The 24,812-nt window shown below is 73.8% G+C and carries 24 protein-coding genes; 7 read left to right on the top strand and 17 right to left on the bottom strand.

Going from position 1 to position 24,812, the window contains the following annotated elements; all coding sequences use genetic code 11:
* Nucleotides 1-4: 4 nt before the first annotated feature.
* The 6 genes from OMK64_RS00140 to OMK64_RS00165 all read right to left on the bottom strand — a co-directional run bounded on the left by OMK64_RS00140 (nt 5) and on the right by OMK64_RS00165 (nt 8,065).
* Nucleotides 5-1,294: an ABC transporter permease gene (locus OMK64_RS00140; protein ID WP_272725935.1), complete on the bottom strand. Its 1,290-nt coding sequence runs from the start codon at nt 1,292-1,294 to the stop codon at nt 5-7.
* Nucleotides 1,291-2,619, bottom strand: coding sequence for an ABC transporter permease (locus tag OMK64_RS00145; RefSeq protein WP_272725936.1), 1,329 nt, complete (start codon nt 2,617-2,619; stop codon nt 1,291-1,293). The genes OMK64_RS00140 and OMK64_RS00145 overlap by 4 nt, the downstream gene beginning before the upstream one ends.
* Nucleotides 2,616-4,136, bottom strand: a complete 1,521-nt coding sequence (locus OMK64_RS00150) for an ABC transporter ATP-binding protein (protein WP_272725937.1) — start codon at nt 4,134-4,136, stop codon at nt 2,616-2,618. The genes OMK64_RS00145 and OMK64_RS00150 overlap by 4 nt, the downstream gene beginning before the upstream one ends.
* Nucleotides 4,137-4,218: 82 nt before the next feature.
* Entirely contained in the window at nt 4,219-5,313 is a 1,095-nt protein-coding gene (locus tag OMK64_RS00155) for a BMP family lipoprotein (protein ID WP_272725938.1), read from the bottom strand.
* Nucleotides 5,314-5,554: 241 nt separating this feature from the next.
* Nucleotides 5,555-6,811 carry an amidohydrolase gene (locus OMK64_RS00160; protein ID WP_374694042.1) on the bottom strand — a complete coding sequence of 419 codons (1,257 nt, stop codon included), beginning with the start codon at nt 6,809-6,811 and terminating at the stop codon, nt 5,555-5,557.
* 99 nt (nt 6,812-6,910) lie between these two features.
* Nucleotides 6,911-8,065, bottom strand: a complete 1,155-nt coding sequence (locus OMK64_RS00165) for a mannose-1-phosphate guanylyltransferase (protein WP_272725939.1) — start codon at nt 8,063-8,065, stop codon at nt 6,911-6,913.
* 206 nt (nt 8,066-8,271) lie between these two features.
* On the opposite strand from OMK64_RS00165, the gene sdhC reads away from it, so the two are divergent.
* From sdhC to OMK64_RS00195, 6 genes are all read left to right on the top strand, one after another.
* Nucleotides 8,272-8,664: a succinate dehydrogenase, cytochrome b556 subunit gene (sdhC, locus tag OMK64_RS00170; RefSeq protein ID WP_272725940.1), complete on the top strand. Its 393-nt coding sequence runs from the start codon at nt 8,272-8,274 to the stop codon at nt 8,662-8,664.
* The gene (gene sdhD, locus OMK64_RS00175) at nt 8,664-9,122 is read left to right on the top strand and encodes a succinate dehydrogenase, hydrophobic membrane anchor protein (protein ID WP_272725941.1); all 459 of its coding nucleotides are present in this window, start codon (nt 8,664-8,666) and stop codon (nt 9,120-9,122) included. Before sdhC ends, sdhD begins: the two co-directional genes overlap by 1 nt.
* Nucleotides 9,123-9,178: 56 nt before the next feature.
* Nucleotides 9,179-11,029 carry a succinate dehydrogenase flavoprotein subunit gene (gene sdhA, locus OMK64_RS00180; RefSeq protein ID WP_272725942.1) on the top strand — a complete coding sequence of 617 codons (1,851 nt, stop codon included), beginning with the start codon at nt 9,179-9,181 and terminating at the stop codon, nt 11,027-11,029.
* The gene (locus tag OMK64_RS00185; protein WP_272725943.1) at nt 11,029-11,790 is read left to right on the top strand and encodes a succinate dehydrogenase iron-sulfur subunit; all 762 of its coding nucleotides are present in this window, start codon (nt 11,029-11,031) and stop codon (nt 11,788-11,790) included. Before sdhA ends, OMK64_RS00185 begins: the two co-directional genes overlap by 1 nt.
* A 109-nt stretch (nt 11,791-11,899) precedes the next feature.
* The gene (locus OMK64_RS00190) at nt 11,900-12,073 is read left to right on the top strand and encodes a hypothetical protein (RefSeq protein WP_272725944.1); all 174 of its coding nucleotides are present in this window, start codon (nt 11,900-11,902) and stop codon (nt 12,071-12,073) included.
* Between the two features lie 26 nt (nt 12,074-12,099).
* The gene (locus tag OMK64_RS00195) at nt 12,100-12,909 is read left to right on the top strand and encodes a phosphotransferase (RefSeq protein WP_272725945.1); all 810 of its coding nucleotides are present in this window, start codon (nt 12,100-12,102) and stop codon (nt 12,907-12,909) included.
* Between the two features lie 108 nt (nt 12,910-13,017).
* Here OMK64_RS00195 and OMK64_RS00200 read toward each other — a convergent pair whose 3' ends face one another.
* The 7 genes from OMK64_RS00200 to sigE all read right to left on the bottom strand — a co-directional run bounded on the left by OMK64_RS00200 (nt 13,018) and on the right by sigE (nt 19,657).
* Complete coding sequence (locus OMK64_RS00200) at nt 13,018-14,013, bottom strand: YihY/virulence factor BrkB family protein (RefSeq protein ID WP_272725946.1); 996 nt, start codon at nt 14,011-14,013, stop codon at nt 13,018-13,020.
* Between the two features lie 9 nt (nt 14,014-14,022).
* Complete coding sequence (locus OMK64_RS00205; RefSeq protein ID WP_272725947.1) at nt 14,023-14,634, bottom strand: 2'-5' RNA ligase family protein; 612 nt, start codon at nt 14,632-14,634, stop codon at nt 14,023-14,025.
* Nucleotides 14,631-15,698: a tryptophan--tRNA ligase gene (gene trpS, locus OMK64_RS00210; protein WP_272725948.1), complete on the bottom strand. Its 1,068-nt coding sequence runs from the start codon at nt 15,696-15,698 to the stop codon at nt 14,631-14,633. Before trpS ends, OMK64_RS00205 begins: the two co-directional genes overlap by 4 nt.
* A 148-nt stretch (nt 15,699-15,846) precedes the next feature.
* The gene (locus OMK64_RS00215; protein WP_272725949.1) at nt 15,847-16,272 is read right to left on the bottom strand and encodes a twin-arginine translocase TatA/TatE family subunit; all 426 of its coding nucleotides are present in this window, start codon (nt 16,270-16,272) and stop codon (nt 15,847-15,849) included.
* A 63-nt stretch (nt 16,273-16,335) separates the two neighbouring features.
* Entirely contained in the window at nt 16,336-18,063 is a 1,728-nt protein-coding gene (locus OMK64_RS00220; protein WP_272725950.1) for a S1C family serine protease, read from the bottom strand.
* Nucleotides 18,060-19,046 carry a serine/threonine-protein kinase gene (locus OMK64_RS00225; RefSeq protein WP_272725951.1) on the bottom strand — a complete coding sequence of 329 codons (987 nt, stop codon included), beginning with the start codon at nt 19,044-19,046 and terminating at the stop codon, nt 18,060-18,062. The genes OMK64_RS00220 and OMK64_RS00225 overlap by 4 nt, the downstream gene beginning before the upstream one ends.
* On the bottom strand, nt 19,043-19,657 hold the full coding sequence (gene sigE / locus OMK64_RS00230; protein WP_272725952.1) for an RNA polymerase sigma factor SigE: 615 nt from the start codon (nt 19,655-19,657) through the stop codon (nt 19,043-19,045). Before sigE ends, OMK64_RS00225 begins: the two co-directional genes overlap by 4 nt.
* A gap of 206 nt (nt 19,658-19,863) precedes the next feature.
* On the opposite strand from sigE, the gene OMK64_RS00235 reads away from it, so the two are divergent.
* Nucleotides 19,864-20,496, top strand: a complete 633-nt coding sequence (locus OMK64_RS00235) for an O-methyltransferase (RefSeq protein WP_124344264.1) — start codon at nt 19,864-19,866, stop codon at nt 20,494-20,496.
* A 45-nt stretch (nt 20,497-20,541) separates the two neighbouring features.
* Here OMK64_RS00235 and OMK64_RS00240 read toward each other — a convergent pair whose 3' ends face one another.
* The 4 genes from OMK64_RS00240 to folP form a co-directional block, all read right to left on the bottom strand.
* The gene (locus OMK64_RS00240; RefSeq protein WP_272725953.1) at nt 20,542-22,143 is read right to left on the bottom strand and encodes a leucyl aminopeptidase family protein; all 1,602 of its coding nucleotides are present in this window, start codon (nt 22,141-22,143) and stop codon (nt 20,542-20,544) included.
* 16 nt (nt 22,144-22,159) lie between these two features.
* The gene (locus OMK64_RS00245) at nt 22,160-22,327 is read right to left on the bottom strand and encodes a DUF3117 domain-containing protein (RefSeq protein WP_013772033.1); all 168 of its coding nucleotides are present in this window, start codon (nt 22,325-22,327) and stop codon (nt 22,160-22,162) included.
* A gap of 184 nt (nt 22,328-22,511) precedes the next feature.
* The gene (locus tag OMK64_RS00250) at nt 22,512-23,927 is read right to left on the bottom strand and encodes a hypothetical protein (protein WP_272725954.1); all 1,416 of its coding nucleotides are present in this window, start codon (nt 23,925-23,927) and stop codon (nt 22,512-22,514) included.
* Nucleotides 23,924-24,772, bottom strand: coding sequence for a dihydropteroate synthase (gene folP / locus OMK64_RS00255; RefSeq protein WP_308201768.1), 849 nt, complete (start codon nt 24,770-24,772; stop codon nt 23,924-23,926). The genes OMK64_RS00250 and folP overlap by 4 nt, the downstream gene beginning before the upstream one ends.
* Nucleotides 24,773-24,812: the final 40 nt, after the last annotated feature.

The following is a 24,812-nucleotide window of genomic DNA, read 5'->3' on the forward strand; positions in this document are numbered from 1 at the left end:
GCGGTCACTCCTTGACGTACGGCTGGCCGGCCGCCGCGGGCGCGCGCGAGCGGCCGACGAGCCCGGCGACCGCCAGGATCGTCACGACGTACGGCAGCATGAGCATGAACTGGCTGGGTACGGGTGCCCCGACGATGCTGAGCGCGCCCTCGAGGTTCGACGCGAAGCCGAACAGCAGCGCGGCGAGCGCGGCACGGATCGGGTCCCAGTTGCCGAAGATGACGGCGGCCAGCGCGATGAAGCCGGCCCCCGCGGTCATCTCCTTGCCGAAGCTCGACACGGACACGACGGTGTAGAACGCCCCGCCGACGCCCGCGACACCGCCGGCGATGAGGACCGCGCGCCAGCGTGTGCGCTCGACCTTGATGCCGACGGTGTCCGCGGCCTTCGGGTGCTCGCCGACGGCCCGCACGCGCAGGCCCCAGCGGGTCCGGCTCAAGGCGAACCACACCGCGGGCACCGCGACGTACATGAGGTAGACGACCACGGTCTGGTTGAACAGCGCCGGTCCGATCACGGGGATCTTCGACAGCACCGGGATCGCGATGCGGTCGAAGCGGGTCGTGTCGTTGAGCTGCTCGGCGCTCGGCACCAGCACCTGCGAGTAGAAGAAGCTCGTGAGCCCGATGACGAGGACGTTGAGCACGACGCCGACGATCACCTGGTTGACGCGGTACTTGATCGCGAACAGCGCGAGCACCGCGGCGACGAGCACACCCGAGACGATCGCGGCGAGCAGGCCGAGCCACGGGGAGTCCGTGATCGACCCGACGACGGCCGCGGTGAACGCACCCGCGAGCAGCTGGCCCTCGATCGCGATGTTCACGACGCCCGCGCGCTCGCCGATCACGCCGCCGAGCGCCCCGAACACGATCGGCACGGCCAGGAGCACCGAGCCGCCGATGAGCCGCACGAACGGCACGTCGCGGTCGCTGCCGGCGGCGGCCCACGCGAGGAAGCCGAACAGGAACACCACGGCGAACAGCACCGGGACCCACAGCGGGACCTTCCGGCCGCGGGCGGACAGCGCCGCCACGACGCCGACGAGGCCGGCCATGATCGCGACGCACACCCACGCGGTGGCCATGCCGGGCACGGAGAGGTCGGGCAGCGTGAACAGGTCGCCCTCGGTCGCGAGGCGGAACGCCGCGTTGCCCGCGCGCGGGGCGAGGAGCAGCAGCAGCGCGAACAGCACCGTGACGATGCCGAAGCCGATGGTGGCCTTCCAGCTCACCACGGTGACGTGACGGTGCTCGACCACCGCCTGGTCGGGGACCGGGGCCAGGGTCGTCATCGCTCCACCGCCGTCGTCGTGTCCTGCGTCGTGGCCGTGTCCTGCGTCGTCGCCGCGTCCGGTCGTCTCCGGGGCGGCCGCTTGCGGTCGGGCTGCGGCAGGCGGAACACCGCGCGCACCAGCGGCGGCGCCGCGATGAACAGCACGATGAGCGACTGCACGACGAGCACGATCTCGATCGGGATCCGCTGCGAGGCCTGCATCGCGGAGCCACCGGCCTTGAACGCGCCGAACAGGAGGCTCGCGAACAGCACGCCCACGGGGTTGGAGCCGCCGAGCAGGGCGACGGTGATCGCGTCGAACCCGATCCCGGCGTCGATGTCGGAGCCGAACCCGGTCGTGATGAGCCCGAGCACCTGCGTCGACCCGGCGAGGCCGATCAGCGCACCCGACGTCACCATCGCGAGGACGGTCGTCCGCGGCACGTGGATGCCCGCGACGCGCGCGGCGTGCGGGTTCTCGCCGATCGCGCGGAACGCGAACCCGGCGCTCGACCGGTTGAGCAACCACCACACGACGACGACGGCCACGAGCGCGAGCAGGAACCCGAGGTGCAGCGCGTACCGCGGCCCCAGCAGGTCCGGCAGCACCGCGGTGTCCTTCATGCGCGGCGTCTTCGGGTTCGCCGAGCCGGGCGCCTGCAGCAGCCCGGGGGTCGCGAGCAGGTACGACAGCAGGTAGAACGCGACGTAGTTGAGCATGATCGTGACGATCACCTCGTGCGCGCCGGTCGTGGCCTTGAGCAGGCCCGCGATGCCGGCCCACAGCGCACCGGCGAGGATGCCGACCACGAGGGCGACGACGAGGTGCACGCCCGGCGGGAGGTCGAACGCGAAGCCGACCCAGCCCGCGCCGGCGGCCGCCGCGAGCATCTGCCCGAGGCCGCCGATGTTGAACATGCCGGCGCGGAACGCGAGCGCGACGCCCAGACCGGCCGCGATGAGCGGCGTGGCGTAGGTGAGCGACTGGGTGAGCGGGCGGATGCCCGTCGCGAAGTCGTCCGCGCGGAAGTCGTACACCGCGCCCCGGAACAGGGCCGCGTAGGCGCCGCCGACCGCCTGGCCGATGGCCGCGAGCGTGTCGCCCGGCCGCGCGAAGAAGTAGCTGGACGCCTCCTGCACGCCCTCGTCCGTGAACGCGATCATGATCGAGCCGGCGAGCACCGCCAGCACGACCGCGCCGAGCGAGACCGCCCACCCGCCCGAGACGACGCGCTGGAACGCGTCCCCCCAGCGGTTGTCGCGCGTGTCCGGGAGCTTCGCGGCGTCGTCGCCGCCGGCGTCCGTCACGACGGGCGTCGTGGGCTGCTGCGTCGAGCCGCTCATGCGACGTCCGCCGTGTCCTGCGGCGCGATGCCGGCCATCATGAGGCCGAGCACGTCGCGCGGGGTGGTCGCGGGGACGATCCCGACGACACGTCCTCGGTACATGACCATGATCCGATCTCCGAGCGCCACGGCCTCGTCGAGCTCGGTCGACACGACGATCACGGGGATCCCCGCGTCACGCGTCTCGACGATCCGCTTGTGGATGAACTCGATCGAGCCGACGTCGACGCCGCGCGTGGGCTGCGCCGCGACGAGCAGCCGCAGGTCGCGCGACAGCTCACGGGCCAGCACGACCTTCTGCTGGTTGCCGCCCGAGAGCCGCCCGACGGGCGTGTCGATGCCCTGCGTGCGGATGTCGAACTCGTCGACCTTCTCGCGGGCGAAGGCGTCGCGGGCCTTGAGCTGCAGCGCGCCGCGCCGCACGAACGGCGGCCCGTCGGTGCGGTCGAGCACGAGGTTCTCGGCGACGGAGAACGAGCCGACCAGGCCGTCCTCGTTGCGGTCCTCCGGCACGAACCCGACCCCGGCGTCGAGCACCTGGCGGACCGGCCGCCCGACGAGCTCGGCGCCGTCCAGACGGATCGAGCCGGTGACGTTCGGCTGCAGACCGCCGAGCGCCTCGGCGAGCTCGGTCTGGCCGTTGCCCTGCACGCCCGCGACGACGAGCACCTCGCCGCCGCGCACCTGGAAGCTCACGTCGTCGACCAGCACGGCGCCGCGGGAGTCGGAGACCTGCAGGTCCGTGACCTCGAGCAGCGACTCGCTGTGCTGGGGCGCGTCCTTCTGGACGGTCAGCTCGACCGCGCGGCCGACCATGAGCGACGCGAGCTCGGCGTCGCTCGCCTGGGGGCTGGCCTCGCCGACGACCGCGCCACGGCGCACGACGGTGATCCGGTCCGCGACCTCGCGGACCTCGCGCAGCTTGTGCGTGATGAAGACGATGGCGGCGCCGGACTCCTTGAGCTGGCGCATGATCGCCATCAGCTCGTCGGTCTCCTGGGGCGTGAGCACCGCGGTGGGCTCGTCGAACACGAGCACGCGGGCGTCGCGCGACAGCGCCTTGATGATCTCGACGCGCTGCTGCACGCCGACCGGGAGGTCCTCGACGCGCGCGTCGGGGTCCACGTGGAAGCCGAACCGGGCGGCGATCTCGCGCACCTTCGCGCGGCCCGCCTCGAGGTCCAGCCGCCCCCCGGAGGAGGTCTGCTCGTGCCCGAGCATGACGTTCTCGGCGACCGTGAACACCGGGATGAGCATGAAGTGCTGGTGCACCATGCCGATACCGGCGGCCATCGCGTCGCCCGGCCCCGCGAACGCCTGCGGGACGTCGTCGAGCAGGATCTGGCCCTCGTCCGCCTGGTACAGGCCGTACAGGACGTTCATCAGGGTGGACTTGCCGGCCCCGTTCTCGCCGAGGAGGCAGTGGATCTCCCCGGGCTCGACGGTGAGGTCGATGTGGTCGTTGGCCACCAGCGCCCCGAAGCGCTTGGTGATGCCACGCAGCTCCAGCTTCATGTCGTGATCCTCGCGCGACGGACGGTCTCGGCGCAGCAACACGCTGCGGGGAGGTCGTCGCGACCTCCCCGCAGCGGTGTCGTCACTCGGACAGGTACGAGGTGACCGTGACCTCGCCGTCGATGATCGCCTGACGCAGCGCGTCGACCTCCTCCACGAGGGCCGGGTCGACCTTGTCCTCGAAGTTGTGCAGCGGGGCCAGGCCGACGCCCTCGTTCTCGAGCGTGCCGACGTAGGCCTCGAAGTCGAAGTCGTCCTCGGCGGAGGCGAGCACGGCCTCGTAGGTGGAGACGTCCATCTTCTTGAGGATCGACGTGAGGACGAGGTCCTGCGTCGACGGGTCGGTCTCGTAGAAGTCGGCGTCGACGCCGATCAGGGCGATGTCACGGCCCGAGTCGGCGATGGCGTCCATCGCGGACTGGTAGATCGGGCCACCGACGGGGAGCAGGACGTCGACGCCCTGGTCGATGATGCCGGCCGCGACCTCCTTGGCGGTGTCGTTGGCCTCGAAGCCACCGGTGAACGAGCCCTGGTCGCCACCCTGGTAGCCGACGACCTGGACGGACGTGCCCTTCTGCGCGTTGTAGTACTCGACGCCCTGCTTGAAGCCGTCCATGAAGATCGTGACGGTCGGGTAGGGCTGGCCGCCGAAGGTGCCGACCTTGCCGGCCTCCGAGTAGCCCGCGGAGAGGTAGCCGGCGAGGAACGCGGCCTGGGCCGTGTCGTAGAGGAGCGGCTTGATGTTCTCCGCGTCCTTCTCGCCGTCGAAGTCGTTGTCCGCGGCGTCGTCGACGAGGACGTAGCTGATGTCGGGGTTCGACGTCGCCGACTCGACCGTGTCGGCCGAGAGCGCGAAGCCGACGGAGACGATGGTGTTGCAGCTCTCCGAGACGAGGCTCTGGAGGTTGCCGGGGAAGTCGGCCGACGAGTCGGACTGGACCTCGGCGAACTCGGCGCCGAGCTCGTCGGCGGCCTTCTTGGTGCCCTCGTAGCTGAGCTGGTTGAAGCTCTTGTCGTCGAAGCCGCCCGCGTCCGAGACGATGCAGGCCTTGAAGTCCGAGGCGGCGTCGCCGCCGCCTCCGGCGGTCTCCTCGGTGTCCTCGGGGGCGCTGCCACAGGCCGTGAGGGCGAGCGCGACCGCTCCACCGAGGGCGGCCACACGGATGATCTTCTTCACGCGTCTCTCCTGATCTCGTCAGCCGACCGCCGGGACGGCAGGTGGCCGTCGCCGGGACGGTCTCCTGCCCGGCGTCGATGCTCAGGACAGTAGTGAGCCGCAGGTGACGCGCTTGTTACCAGGTGGTATCCGCCGAGGTTCCGTTACCTAGTTGGAATGTCCGCCCAGGTGACGGACACGGCATCTCGCGGAGAGAGACGGACGACCCGGACACCGGACGCCGGTCCGGCGACCTGCGGAGTCAGTGCCGCCCCGCGAGCAGCGCCGCCCTGGCCAGCAGCAGGGCACCCGACTCGACCGCACGCTCGTCGACGCGGAGGTCGCCCTGGTGGATGTCGTACGTCCGCCCGCCGGGCGTGCGCGTGCCGAGCCGCGCCATCGCTCCCGGCACCTTCGTCAGGTACCAGGCGAAGTCCTCGCCGCCGAGCGACTGCTCGGTCAGCAGGACGGCGTCGGGCCCCAGCACGTCGCGCGCGGCGGCCTCGAGGATCCCGGTCGAGCGCTCCTCGTTCTCGACCGGCGGCACGCCGCGGTGGTGGCGGACCTCCGCCTCGAGCCCGAGCGGCGCGACGACCTGCTCGACCGCCTGGTGGAACACGTCCGACGCCTTCTCCCAGGCACGCACGTCGAGGCAGCGCAGCGTGCCGCGCACGGTCCCCGACGCGGGGATCGCGTTGTGCGCCGAGCCCGCCTGGACCGCACCCCACGTCAGGTTGACGCCCGAGCGCGGGTCGAGCCGACGCCCCAGGATCGCGGGGACCTGCGTGATGACCTGCCCGAGCCCGAACACCAGGTCGCCCGTCAGGTGCGGGCGCGACGTGTGCCCGCCCGAGCCCGTCAGCACGACCTGCACCTCGTCGCTCGCCGACGTGATCGGCCCGATGCGCGTCCCGACCTGGCCGACGTCGACCTTCGGGTCGCAGTGGATGCCGAAGATCTGCGCGACGCCGTCGAGGCCGCCCGCGTTGATCACGTCGATCGCGCCGCCGGGCTGCACCTCCTCGGCGGGCTGGAACACCAGCCGCACGCCCGTCGCGAGCTCGCCCGAGGCCGCGAGCTCGGCGAGCGCGAGTCCCGCGCCCAGCACCGCCGCGGTGTGCACGTCGTGGCCGCACGCGTGCGCGACCCCGCGGTTCCTCGACGCCCACGGCAGGCCGCAGGCGTCGGCGACGGGCAGCCCGTCGAGGTCGGCGCGGAGCGCGATGCGCCGGCGCCCCGAGACCGCGGGCGACGGGCCGATGTCGCAGACGAGGCCCGAGCCGGGCAGCAGGTGCGGCGACAGGCCCGCCCGGCGCAGCCGCTCGGCCACCACACGCGTGGTCCGCTCCTCGGTGCGCCCCAGCTCCGGGTGCGCGTGCAGGTCGCGGCGGATCTCGACGAGCTCGTCGCGCAGCGCGTCGAGCAGCGTCACCAGCCGCACCACCTGCGAGTCGGTCGACCGTGCGGGGACGTCGAGCGCCGGGACGAGCGTGGGGACGGAGGTGGACGTGTCGGGCACGCACTCGACCTTAGTGGGCGTGTCGCCGACCGGCCCCGGCGTCCACCGCGGGTCGCACCGGTGGGTGCAGGTCAGCGCGGTCGTGCGGCCCCTGACGGGTCAGACGAGGTCGTCGCGGCCGCGCTCGCGCCACCCGTCGACGGCCGACTTCACGGACTGCGCGTGCGCACGCGTCGTGACGAGGACCGCGTCGGGGGTGTCCACCACGACGGCCCCGGGCAGGCCGACGACCGTCACGGTCCGCCCGCCGCCCGCGACGACGAGGGCGTCGGGAGCGCCGACCCGCAGCACCACCGCGTCGTCACCGAGCGTCGGGCTCGGCAGGAGCTCTGCGAGCGACGCGAAGTCGCCGACGTCGTCCCACGTGAAGTCACCCGGCACCACGGCCACGCCTCCCGCCGCCGCCACGGGCTCGGCGATGGCGTGGTCGATCGCGATCTTCGTCAGGCCCGGCCACACGCGGTCGAGCACGGCGTCGCGGTCGGGTCCGTCCCACGCCGCGGCGATCTCGACGAGGCCCGCGGCGAGCTGCGGCAGCTGCGCCGCGAGGTGGTCCAGCAGGACGCGCGCCCGCACGATGAACATCCCGGCGTTCCAGCGGTACTCGCCGGTCGCCAGGTAGGCCGTCGCGGTCTCCTCGTCGGGCTTCTCGGTGAAGCCGAGCACGTGGTGGACGCTCGGCGCGTCCGCGAGGCCCAGCGGCTCGCCCGACCGCACGTACCCGAACGCGGTCGACGGACCCGTCGCCCGGATGCCGACCGTCACCACGTACCCGGCGCGCGCCGCGACGACGCCCTCACGCACGGCGCGCTCGAACGCCTCGGTGCCGCTGATGACGTGGTCCGCCGCGAACGACCCGATGACGACGTCCTCGCCGTGCCGCTCGAGCAGCACGGCCGCCGCGAGCCCGATGGCGGCCATCGAGTCGCGCGGGGACGGCTCGGCGAGCAGCCGGTGCGGCACGCCGCCCGGGCCGTCGAGGAGCGCGGGCACCTGCTCGGCGACGGCGCCGGCGTGACGGTGGCCGGTCACGACGAGCACTCCCTCGGGCCCGGTCAGCGGCACCAGCCGGTCCACGGTCGCCTGGAGCAGCGTCCGGCCGGACCCGGTGAGGTCGTGCAGGAACTTGGGGTGGCCCGCGCGCGACAGCGGCCAGAGTCGGGTGCCCGCGCCACCGGCGGGCACGACCGCGTAGAGACCGGGCACCGGACCCTCGGCGGCTGCGGACGGGGACGCGGAGGCGGCGCTGGGCATGGCGCCCAGGCTAGCGGCCCCCGACCTCGCCCCGGCCGCGTCCGGCGTCGCTGTGGAGTTGCTCACAAACGGCCCTCCGGGCGGGACCAAGGGCCCAGCCCGGCGGGGAGTGAGGGAGACGTGTCTATACAGTGAGACCGACAGGCACGGCGAGGTCAGGGACGTCCCCGCCGTGGCTCACCCCTGACCCGCCAGGAGGCCCCCCAGTGCCCGCAGCGCCTGCCAAAGCGCCGGCTGGAACGCTCTACCGAGGGCGCGAAGGCATGTGGTCGTGGGTCGCGCACCGCGTGACCGGCGTCGCCATCTTCTTCTTCCTGCTCGTGCACGTGCTCGACACGTCGCTCGTGCGGGTGTCGCCCGAGGCGTACAACGAGGTCATCGCCACCTACAAGAACCCCGTCATGGGTCTGGGTGAGGCGGGGCTCGTCGCCGCGATCGTGTTCCACGCGTTCAACGGCATCCGGATCATCCTGGTCGACTTCTGGTCCAAGGGCACGAAGTACCAGCGCGTGATGCTCTGGATCGTGCTCGGCCTGTTCGTCGTGACGATGGCCGGCTTCCTGCCGCGTCACCTCATGCACGTCTTCGGAGGTGAGTGATGAGCCTCGTCGCCGACCCCAAGGCACCGCGTCCGCCGAAGGCGGGCCCCGGCCGACGCACCACGCGCGGCAACACCGAGCTCTACGGCTGGGTGTTCATGCGCGCGTCGGGCGTCCTGCTCGTCGTGCTGATCTTCGGGCACCTGTTCGTCAACCTCGTCGCCGGTGAGGGCGTCTCGCAGATCGACTTCGGGTTCGTCGCCGGCAAGTGGGCGTCGCCGTTCTGGCAGGTCTGGGACCTGCTCATGCTGTGGCTCGCGATGATCCACGGCACCAACGGCATGCGGACGATCGTCAACGACTACGCCGAGAAGGACACGACGCGCCTGGTCCTCAAGGGGCTCCTGTACTTCGCGTTCGTCCTCGTCGTCGTGCTCGGGACGCTGGTCATCTTCACGTTCGACCCGTGCCCGACGGGCAGCCCGGCGGACCTGCTCCCCTCGTTCTGCACGGCCTGACGCCGACGTCGGACCACCCCCACCCCCAGCTCGCCAGCAGGAAGGCATCGCCACCGATGCAGACCCACCAGTACGACGTCGTCATCGTCGGCGCGGGCGGCGCGGGCATGCGCGCGGCCCTCGAGTCGTCGACGCGCGTGCGGACCGCCGTCATCTCCAAGCTCTACCCGACGCGCTCCCACACGGGTGCCGCGCAGGGCGGCATGTGCGCCGCGCTCGCGAACGTCGAGGAGGACAACTGGGAGTGGCACACGTTCGACACCGTCAAGGGCGGTGACTACCTCGTCGACCAGGACGCCGCCGAGGTCATGGCCAAGGAGGCCATCGACGCGGTCCTCGACCTGGAGAAGATGGGCCTGCCGTTCAACCGGACGCCCGAGGGCAAGATCGACCAGCGCCGGTTCGGCGGCCACACCCGCAACCACGGCGAGGCGGCCGTGCGCCGGTCCTGCTACGCCGCGGACCGCACGGGCCACATGATCCTGCAGACGCTCTACCAGCAGTGCGTGAAGAACGACGTCGAGTTCTTCAACGAGTTCTACGTGCTCGACCTGCTCGTCGACCACGACCTCGCGGCGGGCCACGTCCCCGACGGCGAGGAGGTCAACGTCTCGGGCGTCGTCGCCTACGAGCTCGCGACGGGCGAGATCCACGTCTTCCGCGCCAAGTCCGTGGTCCTCGCGACCGGCGGCGCCGGCAAGATCTTCAAGACGACGTCGAACGCGCACACGCTGACGGGCGACGGCATGGCGCTCGCGTACCGCCGCGGCATCCCGCTCGAGGACATGGAGTTCTTCCAGTTCCACCCGACCGGTCTCGCGGGTCTCGGCATCCTGCTGTCGGAGGCCGCACGCGGTGAGGGCGGCATCCTGCGCAACGCGCAGGGCGAGCGGTTCATGGAGCGCTACGCGCCCACCATCAAGGACCTCGCGCCGCGCGACATCGTCGCCCGGTCCATGGCCAACGAGGTGCGCGAGGGCCGCGGCGCCGGTCCCAACAAGGACTACGTGCTGCTCGACCTCACGCACCTCGAGCCCGCGCACATCGACGCCAAGCTGCCCGACATCACCGAGTTCGCGCGCACCTACCTCGGCGTCGAGCCGTACACCGAGCCCGTGCCCGTCTACCCGACCGCGCACTACGCGATGGGCGGCGTCCCGACGAACATCGAGGGCGAGGTCCTGCGGAACTCGACCGACGTCATCCGCGGCCTGTACGCCGCGGGCGAGGTCGCGTGCGTCTCCGTGCACGGGTCCAACCGCCTCGGCACCAACTCGCTGCTCGACATCAACGTCTTCGGCAAGCGCGCCGGCATCAGCGCCGCGCAGTACGCCGCCGGCGCGCAGTGGGTCGACATCCCCGAGAACCCCGCCGCGACGGTCGAGGCCGAGCTCGAGACCATCCGCACCCGCGGCGACGGCGAGCGCGTGGCCGACATCCGCCGCGCGCTGCAGGAGACGATGGACGCCAACGCGCAGGTGTTCCGCACCGAGGAGTCGCTCGAGCAGGCGCTGTCCGACCTCAAGGCGCTCCGCAAGCGGTTCGCGGCCGTGAGCGTCCAGGACAAGAGCCGCACGTTCAACACCGACCTGCTCGAGGCCGTCGAGCTCGGCTTCCTGCTCGACATCGCCGAGACCGTCGTCGTCGGCGCGCTCAACCGCAAGGAGTCGCGCGGCGGGCACTTCCGGGAGGACTACCCGGACCGCGACGACAAGAGCTACATGCAGCACACGATGGCGTACCGCCGGCCGCTCGCCGCCAAGGGCCACCGCCTGTGGGGCAGCGACTCGGACGGCGACCGCAAGGGGTCGTTCGCGCACACGACGGTCTTCGACGACTACCAGGTGGTGCTCGGGTCCAAGCCCGTCACCGTCACCCGCTACCAGCCGATGGAGCGCAAGTACTGATGACTGCCACGCTCGACGCCACCCCCGAGGTCGGGGCCGTGCCCTCGTTCGAGGTCACGCTCAAGGTCATGCGCTACCTGCCGTCCGACGACGGCTCCACGCCGGTCCCCCACTGGGACGAGTTCCGCGTGCAGGCGCACGGCACCGACCGCGTGCTCGACGCCCTGCACAAGGTCAAGTGGGAGCAGGACGGCTCGCTCACGTTCCGCCGCTCGTGCGCGCACGGCGTGTGCGGCTCCGACGCGATGCGCATCAACGGCCGCAACCGCCTCGCGTGCAAGACGCTGCTCAAGGACCTCGACCCGTCCAAGCCGATCACCGTCGAGCCCATCAAGGGCCTGCCGGTCGTCAAGGACCTCGTCGTCGACATGGAGCCGTTCTTCGCGTCGTACCGCGAGATCATGCCGTTCCTCGTCACGACCGGCACCGAGCCCACCAAGGAGCGCCGCCAGTCCGCCGAGCAGCGCGAGCGGTTCGACGACACCACCAAGTGCATCCTGTGCGCCGCGTGCACGTCGTCCTGCCCCGTGTTCTGGACCGACGGGCAGTACTTCGGCCCGGCCGCGATCGTCAACGCGCACCGGTTCATCTTCGACAGCCGTGACGAGGGCGGTGCGCAGCGCCTCGAGATCCTCAACGACAAGGAGGGCGTGTGGCGTTGCCGCACGACCTTCAACTGCACCGAGGCGTGCCCGCGCGGCATCGAGATCACGAAGGCGATCCAGGAAGTCAAGCGCGCCATGATCACGCGCGCCTTCTGACCGTCTCCCGCGTCCTCGTGAGGCCGTCCCGCACGTCGGGGCGGCCTCACGGCGTTCGCGGGACCTCGGGCCTCTCGACGGGTGCCGGGCACGGTGCTTGGCTGGGCGCATGAACGCCGAGTGGCACGACGCGCACGTGCTGGGTCAGGGTGCGCCGATGGACGAGCGCGTGACGTGGCACCTCGCGCACGCGCAGGAGTGCGGGTGCCGCGACATCCCGCGCACGGTCCGCGAGGAGCTCGAGCGTCGCGGCGTCGAGATCCCGGAACGGGCGGCGCGCTGACGGGGCCCTCCCGTACGGTGTCGGCCGTGCTCACCCCCGACGCCTTCGACGCGCCCGACGCACCCGACGCCTCCGACGCCCCGGGCACCGACGAGGTCGAGGTCGCGCTGGAGGGCGGCAACGTCGGCGGCGCGGTGCGTGTCGGCGACACCGTCCGCCGCCCCACCGGCCCGTGGACCCCCGCGGTGCACGAGCTCCTCGACTTCCTCGCGACGACGGACCTGCCGCACGTGCCGCGCGTCCTCGGCATCGACGACCGCGGCCGCGAGATCCTCACGTACCTCCCGGGCCGCGTCGTGCCGATCGGCGTCGAACCGCTCACGGACGGCCAGGTCCGCTCGGCGATGCGCTGGCTGCGGCACTTCCACGAGGTCGTGGCGGACTTCCCGCGTGAGACCCGTCGGTGGCGGTTCGTCGAGCGCGCGCTCGAGCCCGGCGAGATCGTCTGCCACCACGACAGCGCGATGTACAACCTGGCCTTCGACGGCGACGAGCTCGCGGGCGTCTTCGACTGGGACGCCGCCGGACCGGGCCGCCCGATCGACGACCTCGCGATCTTCGCGTGGAACGCGCCGCTGCTGTTCCCCGACCGTGACCCGGCCGCGTCGGCGCACGGTCTGCGGGTCATGGCGGACGCGTACGGCGACGTCGACCCGGCCGCGATCCTCGACCACGTGGCGGTGCGCATGACGGACGCGTCGGACCGCATCGAGGAGGCCCAGCGGCGCGGCGACCCCGGGATGCTGCGGCTCGGTGAGATCGGCGAGCCGGCGTCGACGCGCGCCCGCATCGTCACGCTGCGCGCGTGCACCCCCGCGATCCGCGCGCTGCTCTGACCGCGCCGCTCGACACGCACCACTCGCTGTCCGGTCCCGCGACCGTCGGGCCCGTGCCGACGACGGCGCGCGGGCGACCGGGCCGGAGCGCCCGACCGCAGGCGCGCGTCAGTCGGCCCCGACCGGGCTGTCGACGTCCTCGGGCTTCTCCTGCGGCGGGTCCGCCGTCCACGCGGCCGCGAGCAGCATGATGCGGGCCAGCAGGTTGATCCAGATCAGCAGCGTGACGATGACGGCGAACGACGCCAGCACCGGGTTGCGCGTCGCGCTCCCGGCGACGACGGACGTCCCGAGCAGCCGGACGACGCCGATGCCGACGGCCGCGATGACCGAGCCCCAGAAGAGGTCCTTCCAGGCGGGCCGCTGCCCGGCGAGGAACCACACGATCAGCATGAACATCGCGGCGTCGACGACGAAGGACACGAGCGCCGCCGCCACGGTGCCGGAGGTGTCCGGCCACCCGACCAGCGTCGTGAGCCAGTCGGACGCCGCGGTCGCCGCGGTCGTGAGCACCGCGGACACGAGGACCGCGAGGGCGATCCCGACGAACCCGCCGAGCTCGCGCAGCTTCGAGAACACCGCGTTGTCGCCCGTGACGCGCCCGAACATCGCGCGCACCCCCGTGCGCAGCGCCGCGGTCGCGGAGAGCGCGCTCAGCACGAGGACGACCAGGGCCACGATGCCCGCGACCGTGAGCGCGGGGTTCAGCACGAGCGAGTCGGGGTCGATGAGCCCCTTGTTCGTGCCCGTGTCGATGAGCCCCGGCAACGTGTCGTCGATCGCCGCGAGCACCTGCTGGCGGAGGTCGTCGTTGTCGCCGAGCACCGCCATGAAGATCGTGTAGCCGATGGTGAGCCCGGCGAAGACGGAGAACAGCGCCGCGTAGGCGATCCCGCCGCTCAACAGCCCGCCCCCGGCGGCGCCGAAGCGCGCGTTGGCCCGCGCGGGACGCGTCTGCTGCCACCACGCGAAGAGCGCCTTGGCTCGCTCGACGAGCGAGGGGCGCTTCCGGGGCAGCGACGCCTCCTCGGTCCGCTGCGCACGCGCCTGGGCGGCCCCCGAGCCGGCCGCCGGGCGGGTCACGTCCGTCGGCTCGCTCGTCATGGCTCGACCCTAGGTCGGGCGCACCGCTCCGGCATCCGCGTCGGACGCGTCGTCCGACGTGAGCAGCCCGACGGGCGCGGACCCCAGGTCGAGCGCGAAGTCCTGCACCGGACGCCACACGCCGTCGTCGCCGTGCAGGTAGCTGTGGAACTCGGTCACCACGAAGGCGGCCTCGAAGTCGGCGAGCCCGGCCGCCGCGGCGTCGAGCCGGTCGTCGGGCACCTCGTGCGCGACGGTCACGTGCGGGTGGTAGTCGAACCGCAGGTCCTGGTCGAGCACACCGGTCCGGACGCTGCGCTCGAGCGCCGCGCACCCCGGCGCACCGTCGACGAGCTCGACGAACACCACGGGCGAGACCGGCCGGAACGTGCCCGTCCCGCGCAGCCGCACGACGAACGGCGTGTGCCGTGCGGCGGCCTTCGTCAGGTGCTCCTCGACCTCGACCATCTGCTCGGGATCGACGACGGTCGGCCCGAGCAGCGTGATGTGCGGCGGGATGAACTCGGCGAGCGGGTCGCCGTAGCGGGACCGCGCGGCGCGCAGCTCGCTGCCCCACGGCTCGGGGACCGTGACGGCGACCCCGATGCGGAGCTGGTCGCCGGAGCGTTCCGGCAGCCTCATGCCCCGATCCCCACCCCGGCGTCGACCTCGTCGCGGACGACCCGGCGCGACCCGCGACGACGCAGCAGGCCGAACCGGTCGTAGAGGCGCTCGAGCGTCGGGGCCGCGATCTCCTGCGCCCGGTCGGCGCCGTCGGCGAGCACCGCGTCGAGCGACGCCGGGTCCGCGAGGTAGCCGTGCACGCGCTCCTGGAAGGGCGTGAGGAACGCGAGCACGACCTCGGCGACGTCCTTCTTGAGGTCCCCGTAGCCCTTGCCCTCGTACTCCGCGACGAGCGCGTCGACCGGCCGGCCCGCGAGCGCCGAGTAGATCGTCAGCAGGTTGGAGATGCCGGGCTTGGCAGCCGGGTCGAAGCGGATCTCGCGCTCCGTGTCCGTCACTGCCGACCTGATGCGCTTCGCGACGACCTTCGGGTCGTCGAGCAGCTCGATCAGGCCGTTCGGGCTCTCGGCCGACTTGCTCATCTTCGACGTGGGGTCCTGCAGGTCGTAGATCTTCGCCGTGGCCTTGACGATGTGCGGCTCGGGCACGACGACCGTGTCCTTGCCGAACCGGTGGTTGAGCCGCTGCGCGAGGTCGCGGGACAGCTCGAGGTGCTGACGCTGGTCCTCGCCGACGGGCACCAGGTTCGTGTCGTACAGCAGGATGTCCGCCGCCATGAGCACGGGGTAGGTGAACAGCCCGACGGTCGTGCCCTCGGTGCCCTGCTTGCTCGACTTGTCCTTGAACTGCGTCATCCGTCCGGCCTCGCCGAAGCCGGTCTGGCACGACAGCAGCCAGGCGAGCTCCGCGTGCTCGGGGACGTGCGACTGCACGAACAGGATCGACCGTGCCGGGTCGACGCCCGCGGCGAGGAACTGCGCCGCGGTGCGCCGCGTCCGGTCCCGCAGGACAGCCGGGTCCGGGTTGACGGTCAGGGCGTGCAGGTCGACGACGCAGTAGATCGCGTCGTGGTCGTCCTGCAGCGCGACCCACTGCGTGAGGGCGCCCAGGTAGTTGCCGAGCTGGAGCGAGTCGGACGTCGGCTGCATCCCGGAGAAGATGCGCGAGCGGTGCGTGGCCATGCGGACCCTCAGTCCATTCTGTCGGTGCGCCGTGCCCGCCCGGGAGCGGGACGACGGGGTGTGCGGGGGGTGCGTCTGCGCGGGCGGCGGGACCGGTGAGGCAGGGCCTCGACCGGCCACGTCGGCGACCGCGCGCCGACGCGGTACGTCAGGTGGCTTCGTCGTCGAACGGTGCGCTCCGCCATCGCTCGCCCGGGTCCCCGGCCACCCCGACCCCGCCGCCCTTCGTGGCGGCGGCAGCAGCGGCTGCACCGCCGGCCGCGGCGGCGGCACGGGCGGACGGCGAGGGTCGCGCGGGGGCGCGTCCGGACGTCGGCGGCAGGTCGTCGAGCAGGGCCTCGCGCACGATGCGGCGCGGGTCGTACTTGCGCGGGTCGAGCGCCGCCCAGTCGACGTCGCGGGCCTCCTCGCCGAGCTCCTCGTCGACGCGCGCCTTGGCGTCGGCGGCGAACTGGCGTGCACGCCGGACCCACTGGCCCAGCTGCTCCGCGTACCTCGGCAGGCGCTCGGGGCCGATCACGAAGGCCGCGACGAGGAAGAGCACGAGCAGCTCCCCGCCGTTGATTCCGAACACCGGGTCAGGGTACCCCGCGCGACCCGCCGGCAGGCCCCCGTCGGGCGGCCGCCGGCGGCCGTCTCAGCGGGCGTCGGCCTCGTCGAGCCGCACGCGCACGTCGCGCTCGTCGGAGCCCGTCCGCACGCGCAGCACGACCGTCTCCCCCGGTGTCCGGGCGCGGATCGCCACGATGAGCTCGTCCGGGTCCGTGACCGGCCGGCCGTCGATCGCGAGGATGACGTCGCCGCGCCGGATCCCGGCACGCTCCGCGGGGCCCTCCGGCGACACGGCGGGCGTCCCGTCGCGGTCCTCGGTCGACACCTGCACGCCCTCGCCCACGTACCGCTGGTCCAGCAGCACGCCGATGATCGGGTACGTCGCACGGCCCGTCTCGATGAGCTGCTCGGCCGTGCGCCGGACCTGCTCCGACGGGATCGCGAAGCCGAGCCCGATGCTCCCGCCCGACGTCGACGGCGTGCCGGGCGGCTGCGCGATCGCGGAGTTGACGCCGATCACCTCGCCCTTGGCGTTGACGAGCGGGCCTCCCGAGTTCCCCGGGTTGATCGCCGCGTCCGTCTGGATCGCGTTGATGAAGGCCGTGTCCTCCTCGTCGCCCGCCGACACGGGCCGGTTGAGCGCGCTCACGATGCCGGTCGTGACGGTGCCGGCCAGCCCGAGCGGGGCGCCGATCGCGACCACCGGGTCGCCGACGACGACCGCGTCCGAGTCCCCCAGCAGCAGCGGCGTCAGGCCCGTCACGTCGACCTTGAGCACCGCGAGGTCGTACTCGGACGTGCGGCCGACGACCGTCGCGCTCTCCTCGCTGCCGTCGGCGAACGTCACGACCATCGACGTCGCGGCGTTCGCGGCCTCGGCGACCACGTGGTTGTTCGTGACGAGGTAGCCGTCGGCACGCAGCACGAACCCCGACCCCGTCGCGGTGCCCTGCGGCCCGTCGACCTCGATCGACACGACGCTCGGCAGGACGGTGGCCGCGATGCCCGCGACCGACTCGGGCGCGCGCGCGACGTCCGCCGCACCCGGCACCGTCGTCGGGAGGCCCGCGTCGGCGAGGCGGTCGTCATCGCCGAACCGTGCGCCGAGCACACCTCCGACGACACCCGCGACGAGTGCGAGCACCACGAGCGGCACCACCCACGCGGCCGAGAGCGTGCGGCGACGACGCCGGGGCGCGGCGAGCACCGGCAGGTGCGCCGTGCCGTCGGGGCCGTCGGTCCGCGTCGGCGCGCCGAACGGAGGTGCGCCGTCGGCCGTCTGGCCCGGCGGGAGGACGCGGTACTGCCCGGCGGGGAGGCCGCTGCCGTGCGCGGCGACGTCGGGACCGGCGTGGCGCCGCGCGAACCGCGGGTCACCACCCGGACCCGGCTGCGCGAACCGCGGGTCACCGCCCGGACCCGGCTGCTCGAACCGCGGGTCGCCGCCGTGGCGGGGCTGCGCCACGCGCGGGTCGGACGCGCGGACCTGCTGCGGGGTGCCGTGGTCCGGGTACGCGGGACCGGCGCCGTGCGGCGTCGAGGGCGCCGGGCGGTCGCCCGCCGGCGTGCCGGGCTCCACGCGCGGCGCGGGGTCCGGCGGCAGGACGCGCCGACCCGACGGGGACGCGAACGGGTTCTCGAACGTCTCGGCCGCGGCCGGCGTCGTGGGACGGCTCGCGGGCGCGGGCGTCACGTGCTCGGCAGGCGCGGCCGGCGACGCCGACCGCTCCGTCGGGGCGTCGGCGGGTCGCGGAGTCGCACCCGGGGCGGCTGCCGGCTCGGTCGGTCGGCTCGCCTCGTCGGGGGTCGTCATGGGGTCTGCAGGGCTCCCGTCACCGTCTGCCAGCCGCGCGTGATGCGCGCGGGCACCCCGTCGTCGTAGGCGCCTCCGGGAAAGGCTGCCACGAGCGGCGCCAGGACGTCGTGCCCGTCGGCACCCACGACCTGCACGACGGTCGCGTCCGCCTGCCAGGCGAGGTGCGACGGCTCCGACGCGAGCACGTACACGGCGCGCCCGCCGAGCTCGTGCACGCGCGCACCCGCGATCGCGTCGGTGTCGAGCCGTCCCTGCTGCTCGGTGACGACGATCGTGCCCGCGGGACCGGTGACGTCGACCTCGAGCACCGAGCCGCCCTGCGCCCAGCGCAGGCCCGTGACCGACCATCCCTCGGGCAGGTCGGTCGGGAACGACCACGCGTGCGCGCGCAGCCACGCCGTGGTCGCGGGGTCGACCTGGCCCGCCCGCACGGCGTCGTCGAGGACGGGACGCCCGTCGACCTGGTCCGGACCGACGGCCGGCTGCGCGAGGAGCGCGAGGTCGGCACCGGGGTGGCTCACGGGGACGATCTCCGGGCGCTCGCCGAGCACGAAGAGCATCGCGGCGACGGCTCCCAGGCCGGCGACCGAGCCGACCGCGAGGCGCGTCGGGTGCCGGCGGGAGGTGAGGTCGGGGCGCAGACCCGCGGACGAGCGACCCGTCCACGAGCGCGGCACGAGGCCGGCCGACGCGAGCGCGAACCGGTCGGGCGGCGCGGCGAACGGATCGCGCGGCGGCTGCGGGCGGCGGGTCTCGGACGCATCGGGCTCGGGGGCGAGCGACAGGAGCCGGGCCGTCAGGTCCGGTGCGGGTGCGACGTCATCGGCCGCGGACGCGAGCGCGCGTCGGGCCGCGCGGGCCGCGGCGAGCTCGGTGGCGCACTGCGCGCACAGCGCGACGTGCGCGAGCGCCCGCTCCGTCTGGGCGACCGAGAGCTGGCCGTCGACGAGCGCGCTGATCCGGGACCCGAGGTGGCTCACCCCACGCTCCCCCGGCCCGTGCCGACGGTGTGCAGGTCCGGCTCGACGGCCGTGACAGGGACCGCGGGCGCACCCTGGACGTCGGGCGCGCGGTGACCGAGCGAGTCGCGCAGCCGCGCGCGCGCCCGGTGGATGCGCGAGCGGACCGTGCCGAGCTTGATGCCGAGCGTGACCGCGATCTCCTCGTACGAGAGTCCCTCGATGTCGCACAGGACGACCGCGGCGCGGTACTCGGGCGGCAGCTCGTCGAGCGCGCGCTGCACGTCGTGGTCGAGGTTGCCGTGCTCGTACGCGCGCTCGGGGCTGCCCAGGCTGTCGACCGACGCGTAACGGTCGGAGTCGTCGCCCATCGCGTCCATGCGCACCCGCTGCTTGCGGCGCGCCTGGTCGAGGAAGAGGTTGGTCGTGATGCGGTGCAGCCAGCCCTCGAACGTGCCCGGCGTGTACGTGTTGAGCGAGCGGAACACGCGCACGAAGGTCTCCTGCGTGAGGTCCTCCGCGTCGTGCCGGTTGCCCGTGAGGCGGTACGCGAGGCGGTAGACGCGCGCCGAGTGGTCCCGGACGATCTGCTCCCACGTCGGCGGCTGCCAGGCGGCCGGGGGCGTGGTCATCGGGTCGGGCTCCTTCGGGGTCTGCGGACGGGGCACCAGTCTCCCAGGTCGCGCGGCGGTCTTCGAATCGTGACGTGCGTCCTGGTGGAACGCGCCGACGGCCCGGAAAGTTCCGCGGACGCCCCGCCCGCCTCCCTCGGGCGCCGGGGGCGCACCGATAGGCTGGCCGCATCCCACGCCCCACTGCACCGCCCCGGGAGGCTGCCATCTCCACCGACAAGGCCCAGAGCTGGGTCTACTGCGAGGAGTTCCTCCCCGAGGACGACGTGCTCCTGCGCGCCCGCGAGCGTGCGGCGCAGCTCGGCTGCACGCCCGTGCTCCCGGGGTCGGGGGCCGCGCTGTCGGTGCTCGCCGCGGCGGCCCAGGCGCGCGCCGTGGTCGAGGTCGGCACGGGTGCGGGCGTCGGGTCGCTGTACCTGCTGCGCGGCATGCCGGCCGACGGCGTGCTGACGACGATCGACCTCGAGGTGGAGCACCAGCGCGCCGCCAAGGAGGCGTTCGCGGAGGAGGGGGTGCGGGGCACGCGCACGCGCACGATCTCCGGCCGCGCGCTCGACGTGCTGCCGCGCCTCACCGACGGCGGTTACGACCTGGTCTTCGTCGACGCCGACAAGGAGTCCTACCCCGGCTACGTCGAGCAGGCCGTGCGCCTGCTCCGCCCGGGCGGCGTGCTCGCCGTCGACAACGCGCTGTGGCACGACCGCGTGGCCGACCCGGCCCGGCGCGACGAGACCACGACGACGATCCGCGAGGTCGGCCGTGTCGTCCGCGCCGACGACCGGCTGCTGCCCGCGCTCCTGCCGACGGGCGACGGCCTCCTGGTCGCGGTCCGCCGCTGACGGGACCAGCCCGACGCACGGGCGTGCGCCCGGCGGCCGCGGCCGTCAGCGCAGCTGGGCGAGGAACTCCAGCAGCAGGCGCGCCCCGTAACCGGTCGCGCCCTCGGTGACCTCGTGCTTGTCCGCCGCCGCGCGGGCCGGCCCCGCGATGTCGAGGTGCGCCCACCGGCGGTCACCGACGAAGTGCTGGAGGAACAGCGCGGCCGTGATCGACCCGCCACCGATCCGGCGGTCGGACGGCACGTGCCGCAGGTCGGCCACGTCGGACGACACGGCCTCCTCGTACTCGGCCACGAGCGGCATCGGCCACGCGAGCTCGCCCGACGTCTCCCCCGCGGCGACCAGGGCCGCGACCAGCGCGTCGTCCGTGCCGTACAACGCCGCGTGCTGCTTGCCGAGACCGAGCGTCGCGGCGCCCGTGAGGGTCGCGACGTCGACGAGCACGTCGGGGTCGAGGTGCGCGTCGGCCCAGGCGAGCGCGTCCGCGAGGACCAGGCGGCCCTCGGCGTCGGTGTTCGCGATCTCGACGGTCGTGCCGCCGAACAGCGTGAGCACGTCACCGGGCCGGTAGGACGCGGCGCCGACGTGGTTCTCCGCGAGCGGCAGGACCGCGGTGACGCGGTGCGCGACACCCGCCTCGGCCGCGCCGAGCACGGTGGCGAGCGCGACGGCGGCACCCGTCATGTCGGTCTTCATCGGGACCATCGCCTCGCGCGGCTTGATCGAGAGGCCGCCCGTGTCGTACGTGATGCCCTTGCCGACCACGACGACGTGCTGCGCGTCGGGGCCGGCGGTGGCGGGCCGGTAGGCGACGGTCACGAGCCGCGGCGACGAGGCCGAGCCGGCGCCGACCGCGAGGATCCCGCCGAAGCCCTCGGCGGCGAGCTCGCGCGGGGTGCGCACGGTGACCTCGAGCCCGGCGGCACGGCCGAGCCGGCGCGCCTGGTCCGCGAGCCACGCGGGGTTCTTGATGCTCGACGGGGTCGCGGCGAGGTCGCGCGCGAGCCAGGTCGCGCGCGCTGCGGTCCGGCCCGCGTCGACCGCCGCGGCGACGCGCGTGCCGTCCCGGCCGAGCAGGACGAGGGGCGCGGGCGCGGGGTCGGGCTTGCCGGTCGCGAGCGTCGGCGTGCGGTACGCGGCGAGCAGGTAGCCCTCGGTGAGGGCACGAGCGGCGGCGGCCTCGTCGGACGACGACTGACCGGCGTACGCGCCGACGGTCGTGACGACGCGACGCAGGCCGCGCGTCGCGCGCGCGAGCGCGGCTCCGGCACGGCGGACGTCGCGCGGGGAGCCGTCGCCGACCCCCACGACGACCAGGCGCGGGGGCAGCCCGGCCCAGGGCAGCGTCACCGCGGACCCGACGGGTCGCGGGAGCTGCAGGACGTACGCCTCGCCGGCCGCGCCCGTGAGGCGCACGCGCTCGGCGATCTCCGCGAGGTCGACGCCGTAGCGTGCCGCGGCGTCCGCGGTGCCCTCGCGGGCCTCGACGCCCTCGTCGCCCGGTCCCGGCGGGGCGACCGGGACGGCGACGGCGTCGACCGAGCCGTCGGTCAGCAGCGGGCTCGTCGCGAGCCCGCCGCCGACCGTCGTCACCTCGGGCGGCGTCCGGCCGATGGAAGCGGTGAAACCAGTCGTCGGCCTCGCCATGTCGTGCGGTCCGTCGTCAGGAGACGACGGACGTGAGGGCCTCGCCCAGCTCGGCGGCCTCGGTCGCGTTGAGCTCGACCACCAGCCGTCCACCGCCCTCGAGCGGGACGCGCATCACGATGCCGCGCCCCTCCTTCGTCACCTCGAGCGGTCCGTCGCCGGTCCTCGGCTTCATCGCGGCCATACGGGGGGCCTCTCCTTCGCTCGTGCGTCCCGGCCGGGTGCTCGTGCGCGGAGCGCGCGACGAGAGGCCCGCTTGGCCGGTGGTCCGCCGACCATCTTAGTTCACCCGAGGGTCCCCCACCTCGACCGATGCGACGCGGACCGCCCGATCGGCTCCCGTCAGGACGCCGGTCCAGGTGCACCGGTCACGGCGGCCACCCCTGCGGCGGCGTCAGCCGCCACATGTTCCAGACCCAGACGAGCTGGAGCGCGAGCATGAGGACGAGCACGCCGGTGAACCAGAGCCGCCGCGCCGCCGCGGGTCGGGTCACGACTCCGGCCGTGACGGCGCCCAGCGGGAAGGCGAGGACGAGGAACCGCGCGAGGCTGCTGCCGGGCTCGATCACCGCCGCGATGTAGAGGAGGTACGCCGCCGGCCAGGCGTGCAGCTCGTTGCCGAGCCGCCAGGCCGCGGGGACGACGAGCACGGCGATCACGAGCGCGAAGCCCGCGACGAGCACCCACGGCGCCCACTCGCCGAACCAGAACCGCGACACGTATCCCCAGGCACCGAAGGGCTGGACCTCCCGCAGCCCGCGCCACGACTCCTGCGTCTGCAGGTACCCGTCGGGCACGCCCGTGACCCAGCCGCAGATGAGAGGCCACGCGACCCCCGAGACGCCCGCCGCGACCGCGAGCGCCGCGAGCCCGCCGAGGTCCCGGCCGCCGAGGTGGTCCTGGCCGCGCCGGCTGTGCCACCAGCGCACCGCCGCGTGCACCACGATCACCGCGGCCATCGGCAGCGCGACCGCTCGCGTGAAGCCGAGCGCGAGCACGACGACGGACATCGCGAGGTAGCGCCGCTCGACGAGCAGCAGCAACGCAGCGGCGATCAGCAGCAGCGCGAGCGACTCGGTGTACGCGACCTGGAGGACGACGGCGGTCGGGAACGCGGTGACGAGCGCGACGGTCGCGAGCGGTAGACCGGGTCGTGCGGCGACGGCGCGCGGCGCACCGCGCTCGACGAGCCGGTGGATCACGACGGCGGCAGCGGCACCGAGGACGAGCGCCGTGAGCGGGGCGACCACGTACCAGGGCCCCGTGGTCAGCACCATGAGCCCGCGGACGAGCATCGGGAACAGCGGGAAGAACGCCCAGACGTTCTGCTGGACCAGCCCGTCCTCGCCGACGGGCAGCGTATCGGGGTAGCCCTGCTCGGCGGCCTGGCGGTACCAGCTCGCGTCCCACATGAGCCCCGTGAACTGCAGGTACGACGGCTGCGCGGGCGTCCAGTAGTTCTCGACCTGCCCCTGCGCGGTGACGATCAGCGCGACCGCGCTGAAGGCCCGGCCGGCGAGGTAGACGGCGAGCGCCTGCACCCACCACGGCCAGCCACGCGGGTCGGCCCTCCGTCGAGCGGCGGGGACCGCGTCTCCGCGGGGCGCGTCCGTCGTGACCGGCGGGAGCCCGCCGTCGGCCGAGGGAGCCGACGTCGCCTCGTCCGCCGCCGTCGCGGTCGTGGTCGCGGTCGTGGTCCCGTCGCCGGGCGAGGTCGGGGCCGTCGCCCCGTCGGCCGCCGTCTCGTCGTCGGTCGGCCCGGCCGTCGTGCGCTCGCCGCTCATGCGAGCCCTCGCACGGCGCGGGCGGGCGCGGCGTCGCCCCGCAGGACGGCGACCATGTCCACCGTCCGCCGCGTCGCCGCGACGTCGTGCGCCCGGAAGACGCGTGCCCCGAGCCACGCCGCGACCGACGTGGCCGCGAGCGTGCCCTCGAGCCGCTCGTCGACGGGCAGGTCGAGGCTCTCGCCGACGAAGTCCTTGCGGGACAGGGCCATGAGGACGGGGAACCCCGTCGCGACGAGCGCGCCGGTACGCCGCAGCAGGTGCACCGAGTGCCAGGTGTTCTTGCCGAAGTCGTGCGTCGGGTCCACCAGCACGGAGGCGGGGTCGACGCCGAGCGCGACCGCCCGTCGTGCGCCTGCGGTGACCGTCGCCACGACGTCGTCGAGCACGCCGTCGAGGCCGTCGCCGGGGTACGCGACGCGGAACGGGTCCGTGCGGGGGCGGGCACCGCCGGTGTGCGAGCACACGACGCCCAGCCCGCGCTCGGCCGCGACCTCGACGAGGTGCGGGTCGTGGCCGGCCCACGTGTCGTTCACGAGGTCGACGCCCTCGTCCGCCGCGGCGCGTGCGACGTCCGCGCGCCACGTGTCGATGCTGACCAGCAGGTCCGGGTGCCGGGCACGCACGCGGGCGACGAGCGGCACGACCCGCGCGATCTCCTCCGCGACGTCGACGGACGGCCCGCGGCCGGCCCGGACACCGCCCAGGTCGACGATGTCGGCCCCCTCCTCGAACGCGCGCGCGACGGCGGCGTCTGCGGAGTCGTCGTCGTGCCGCGCGGCGGCGTAGAACGAGTCGGGCGTGCGGTTGACGACCGCCATGACGACGGGGCCGCCGGAACCCACGTCACGACCGCGCAGCCGTAGCGGCGCACCCGCCGGTGGG

The sequence above is a fragment of the Cellulomonas fimi genome (assembly GCF_028527925.1).
Classification (GTDB): domain Bacteria; phylum Actinomycetota; class Actinomycetes; order Actinomycetales; family Cellulomonadaceae; genus Cellulomonas; species Cellulomonas fimi_C.

Bases quoted from the DNA above. Each gene is read 5' to 3' on its own strand.
- OMK64_RS00140 (WP_272725935.1), bottom strand. From the start codon at position 1,294: ATGACGACCCTGGCCCCGGTCCCCGACCAGGCGGTGGTCGAGCACCGT.
- OMK64_RS00145 (WP_272725936.1), bottom strand. From the start codon at position 2,619: ATGAGCGGCTCGACGCAGCAGCCCACGACGCCCGTCGTGACGGACGCC.
- OMK64_RS00150 (WP_272725937.1), bottom strand. From the start codon at position 4,136: ATGAAGCTGGAGCTGCGTGGCATCACCAAGCGCTTCGGGGCGCTGGTG.
- OMK64_RS00165 (WP_272725939.1), bottom strand. From the start codon at position 8,065: ATGCCCAGCGCCGCCTCCGCGTCCCCGTCCGCAGCCGCCGAGGGTCCG.
- sdhD (WP_272725941.1), top strand. From the start codon at position 8,664: ATGAGCCTCGTCGCCGACCCCAAGGCACCGCGTCCGCCGAAGGCGGGC.
- sdhA (WP_272725942.1), top strand. From the start codon at position 9,179: ATGCAGACCCACCAGTACGACGTCGTCATCGTCGGCGCGGGCGGCGCG.
- OMK64_RS00185 (WP_272725943.1), top strand. From the start codon at position 11,029: ATGACTGCCACGCTCGACGCCACCCCCGAGGTCGGGGCCGTGCCCTCG.
- OMK64_RS00190 (WP_272725944.1), top strand. From the start codon at position 11,900: ATGAACGCCGAGTGGCACGACGCGCACGTGCTGGGTCAGGGTGCGCCG.
- OMK64_RS00200 (WP_272725946.1), bottom strand. From the start codon at position 14,013: ATGACGAGCGAGCCGACGGACGTGACCCGCCCGGCGGCCGGCTCGGGG.
- OMK64_RS00205 (WP_272725947.1), bottom strand. From the start codon at position 14,634: ATGAGGCTGCCGGAACGCTCCGGCGACCAGCTCCGCATCGGGGTCGCC.
- trpS (WP_272725948.1), bottom strand. From the start codon at position 15,698: ATGGCCACGCACCGCTCGCGCATCTTCTCCGGGATGCAGCCGACGTCC.
- OMK64_RS00220 (WP_272725950.1), bottom strand. From the start codon at position 18,063: ATGACGACCCCCGACGAGGCGAGCCGACCGACCGAGCCGGCAGCCGCC.
- sigE (WP_272725952.1), bottom strand. From the start codon at position 19,657: ATGACCACGCCCCCGGCCGCCTGGCAGCCGCCGACGTGGGAGCAGATC.
- OMK64_RS00240 (WP_272725953.1), bottom strand. From the start codon at position 22,143: ATGGCGAGGCCGACGACTGGTTTCACCGCTTCCATCGGCCGGACGCCG.
- OMK64_RS00245 (WP_013772033.1), bottom strand. From the start codon at position 22,327: ATGGCCGCGATGAAGCCGAGGACCGGCGACGGACCGCTCGAGGTGACG.
- OMK64_RS00250 (WP_272725954.1), bottom strand. From the start codon at position 23,927: ATGAGCGGCGAGCGCACGACGGCCGGGCCGACCGACGACGAGACGGCG.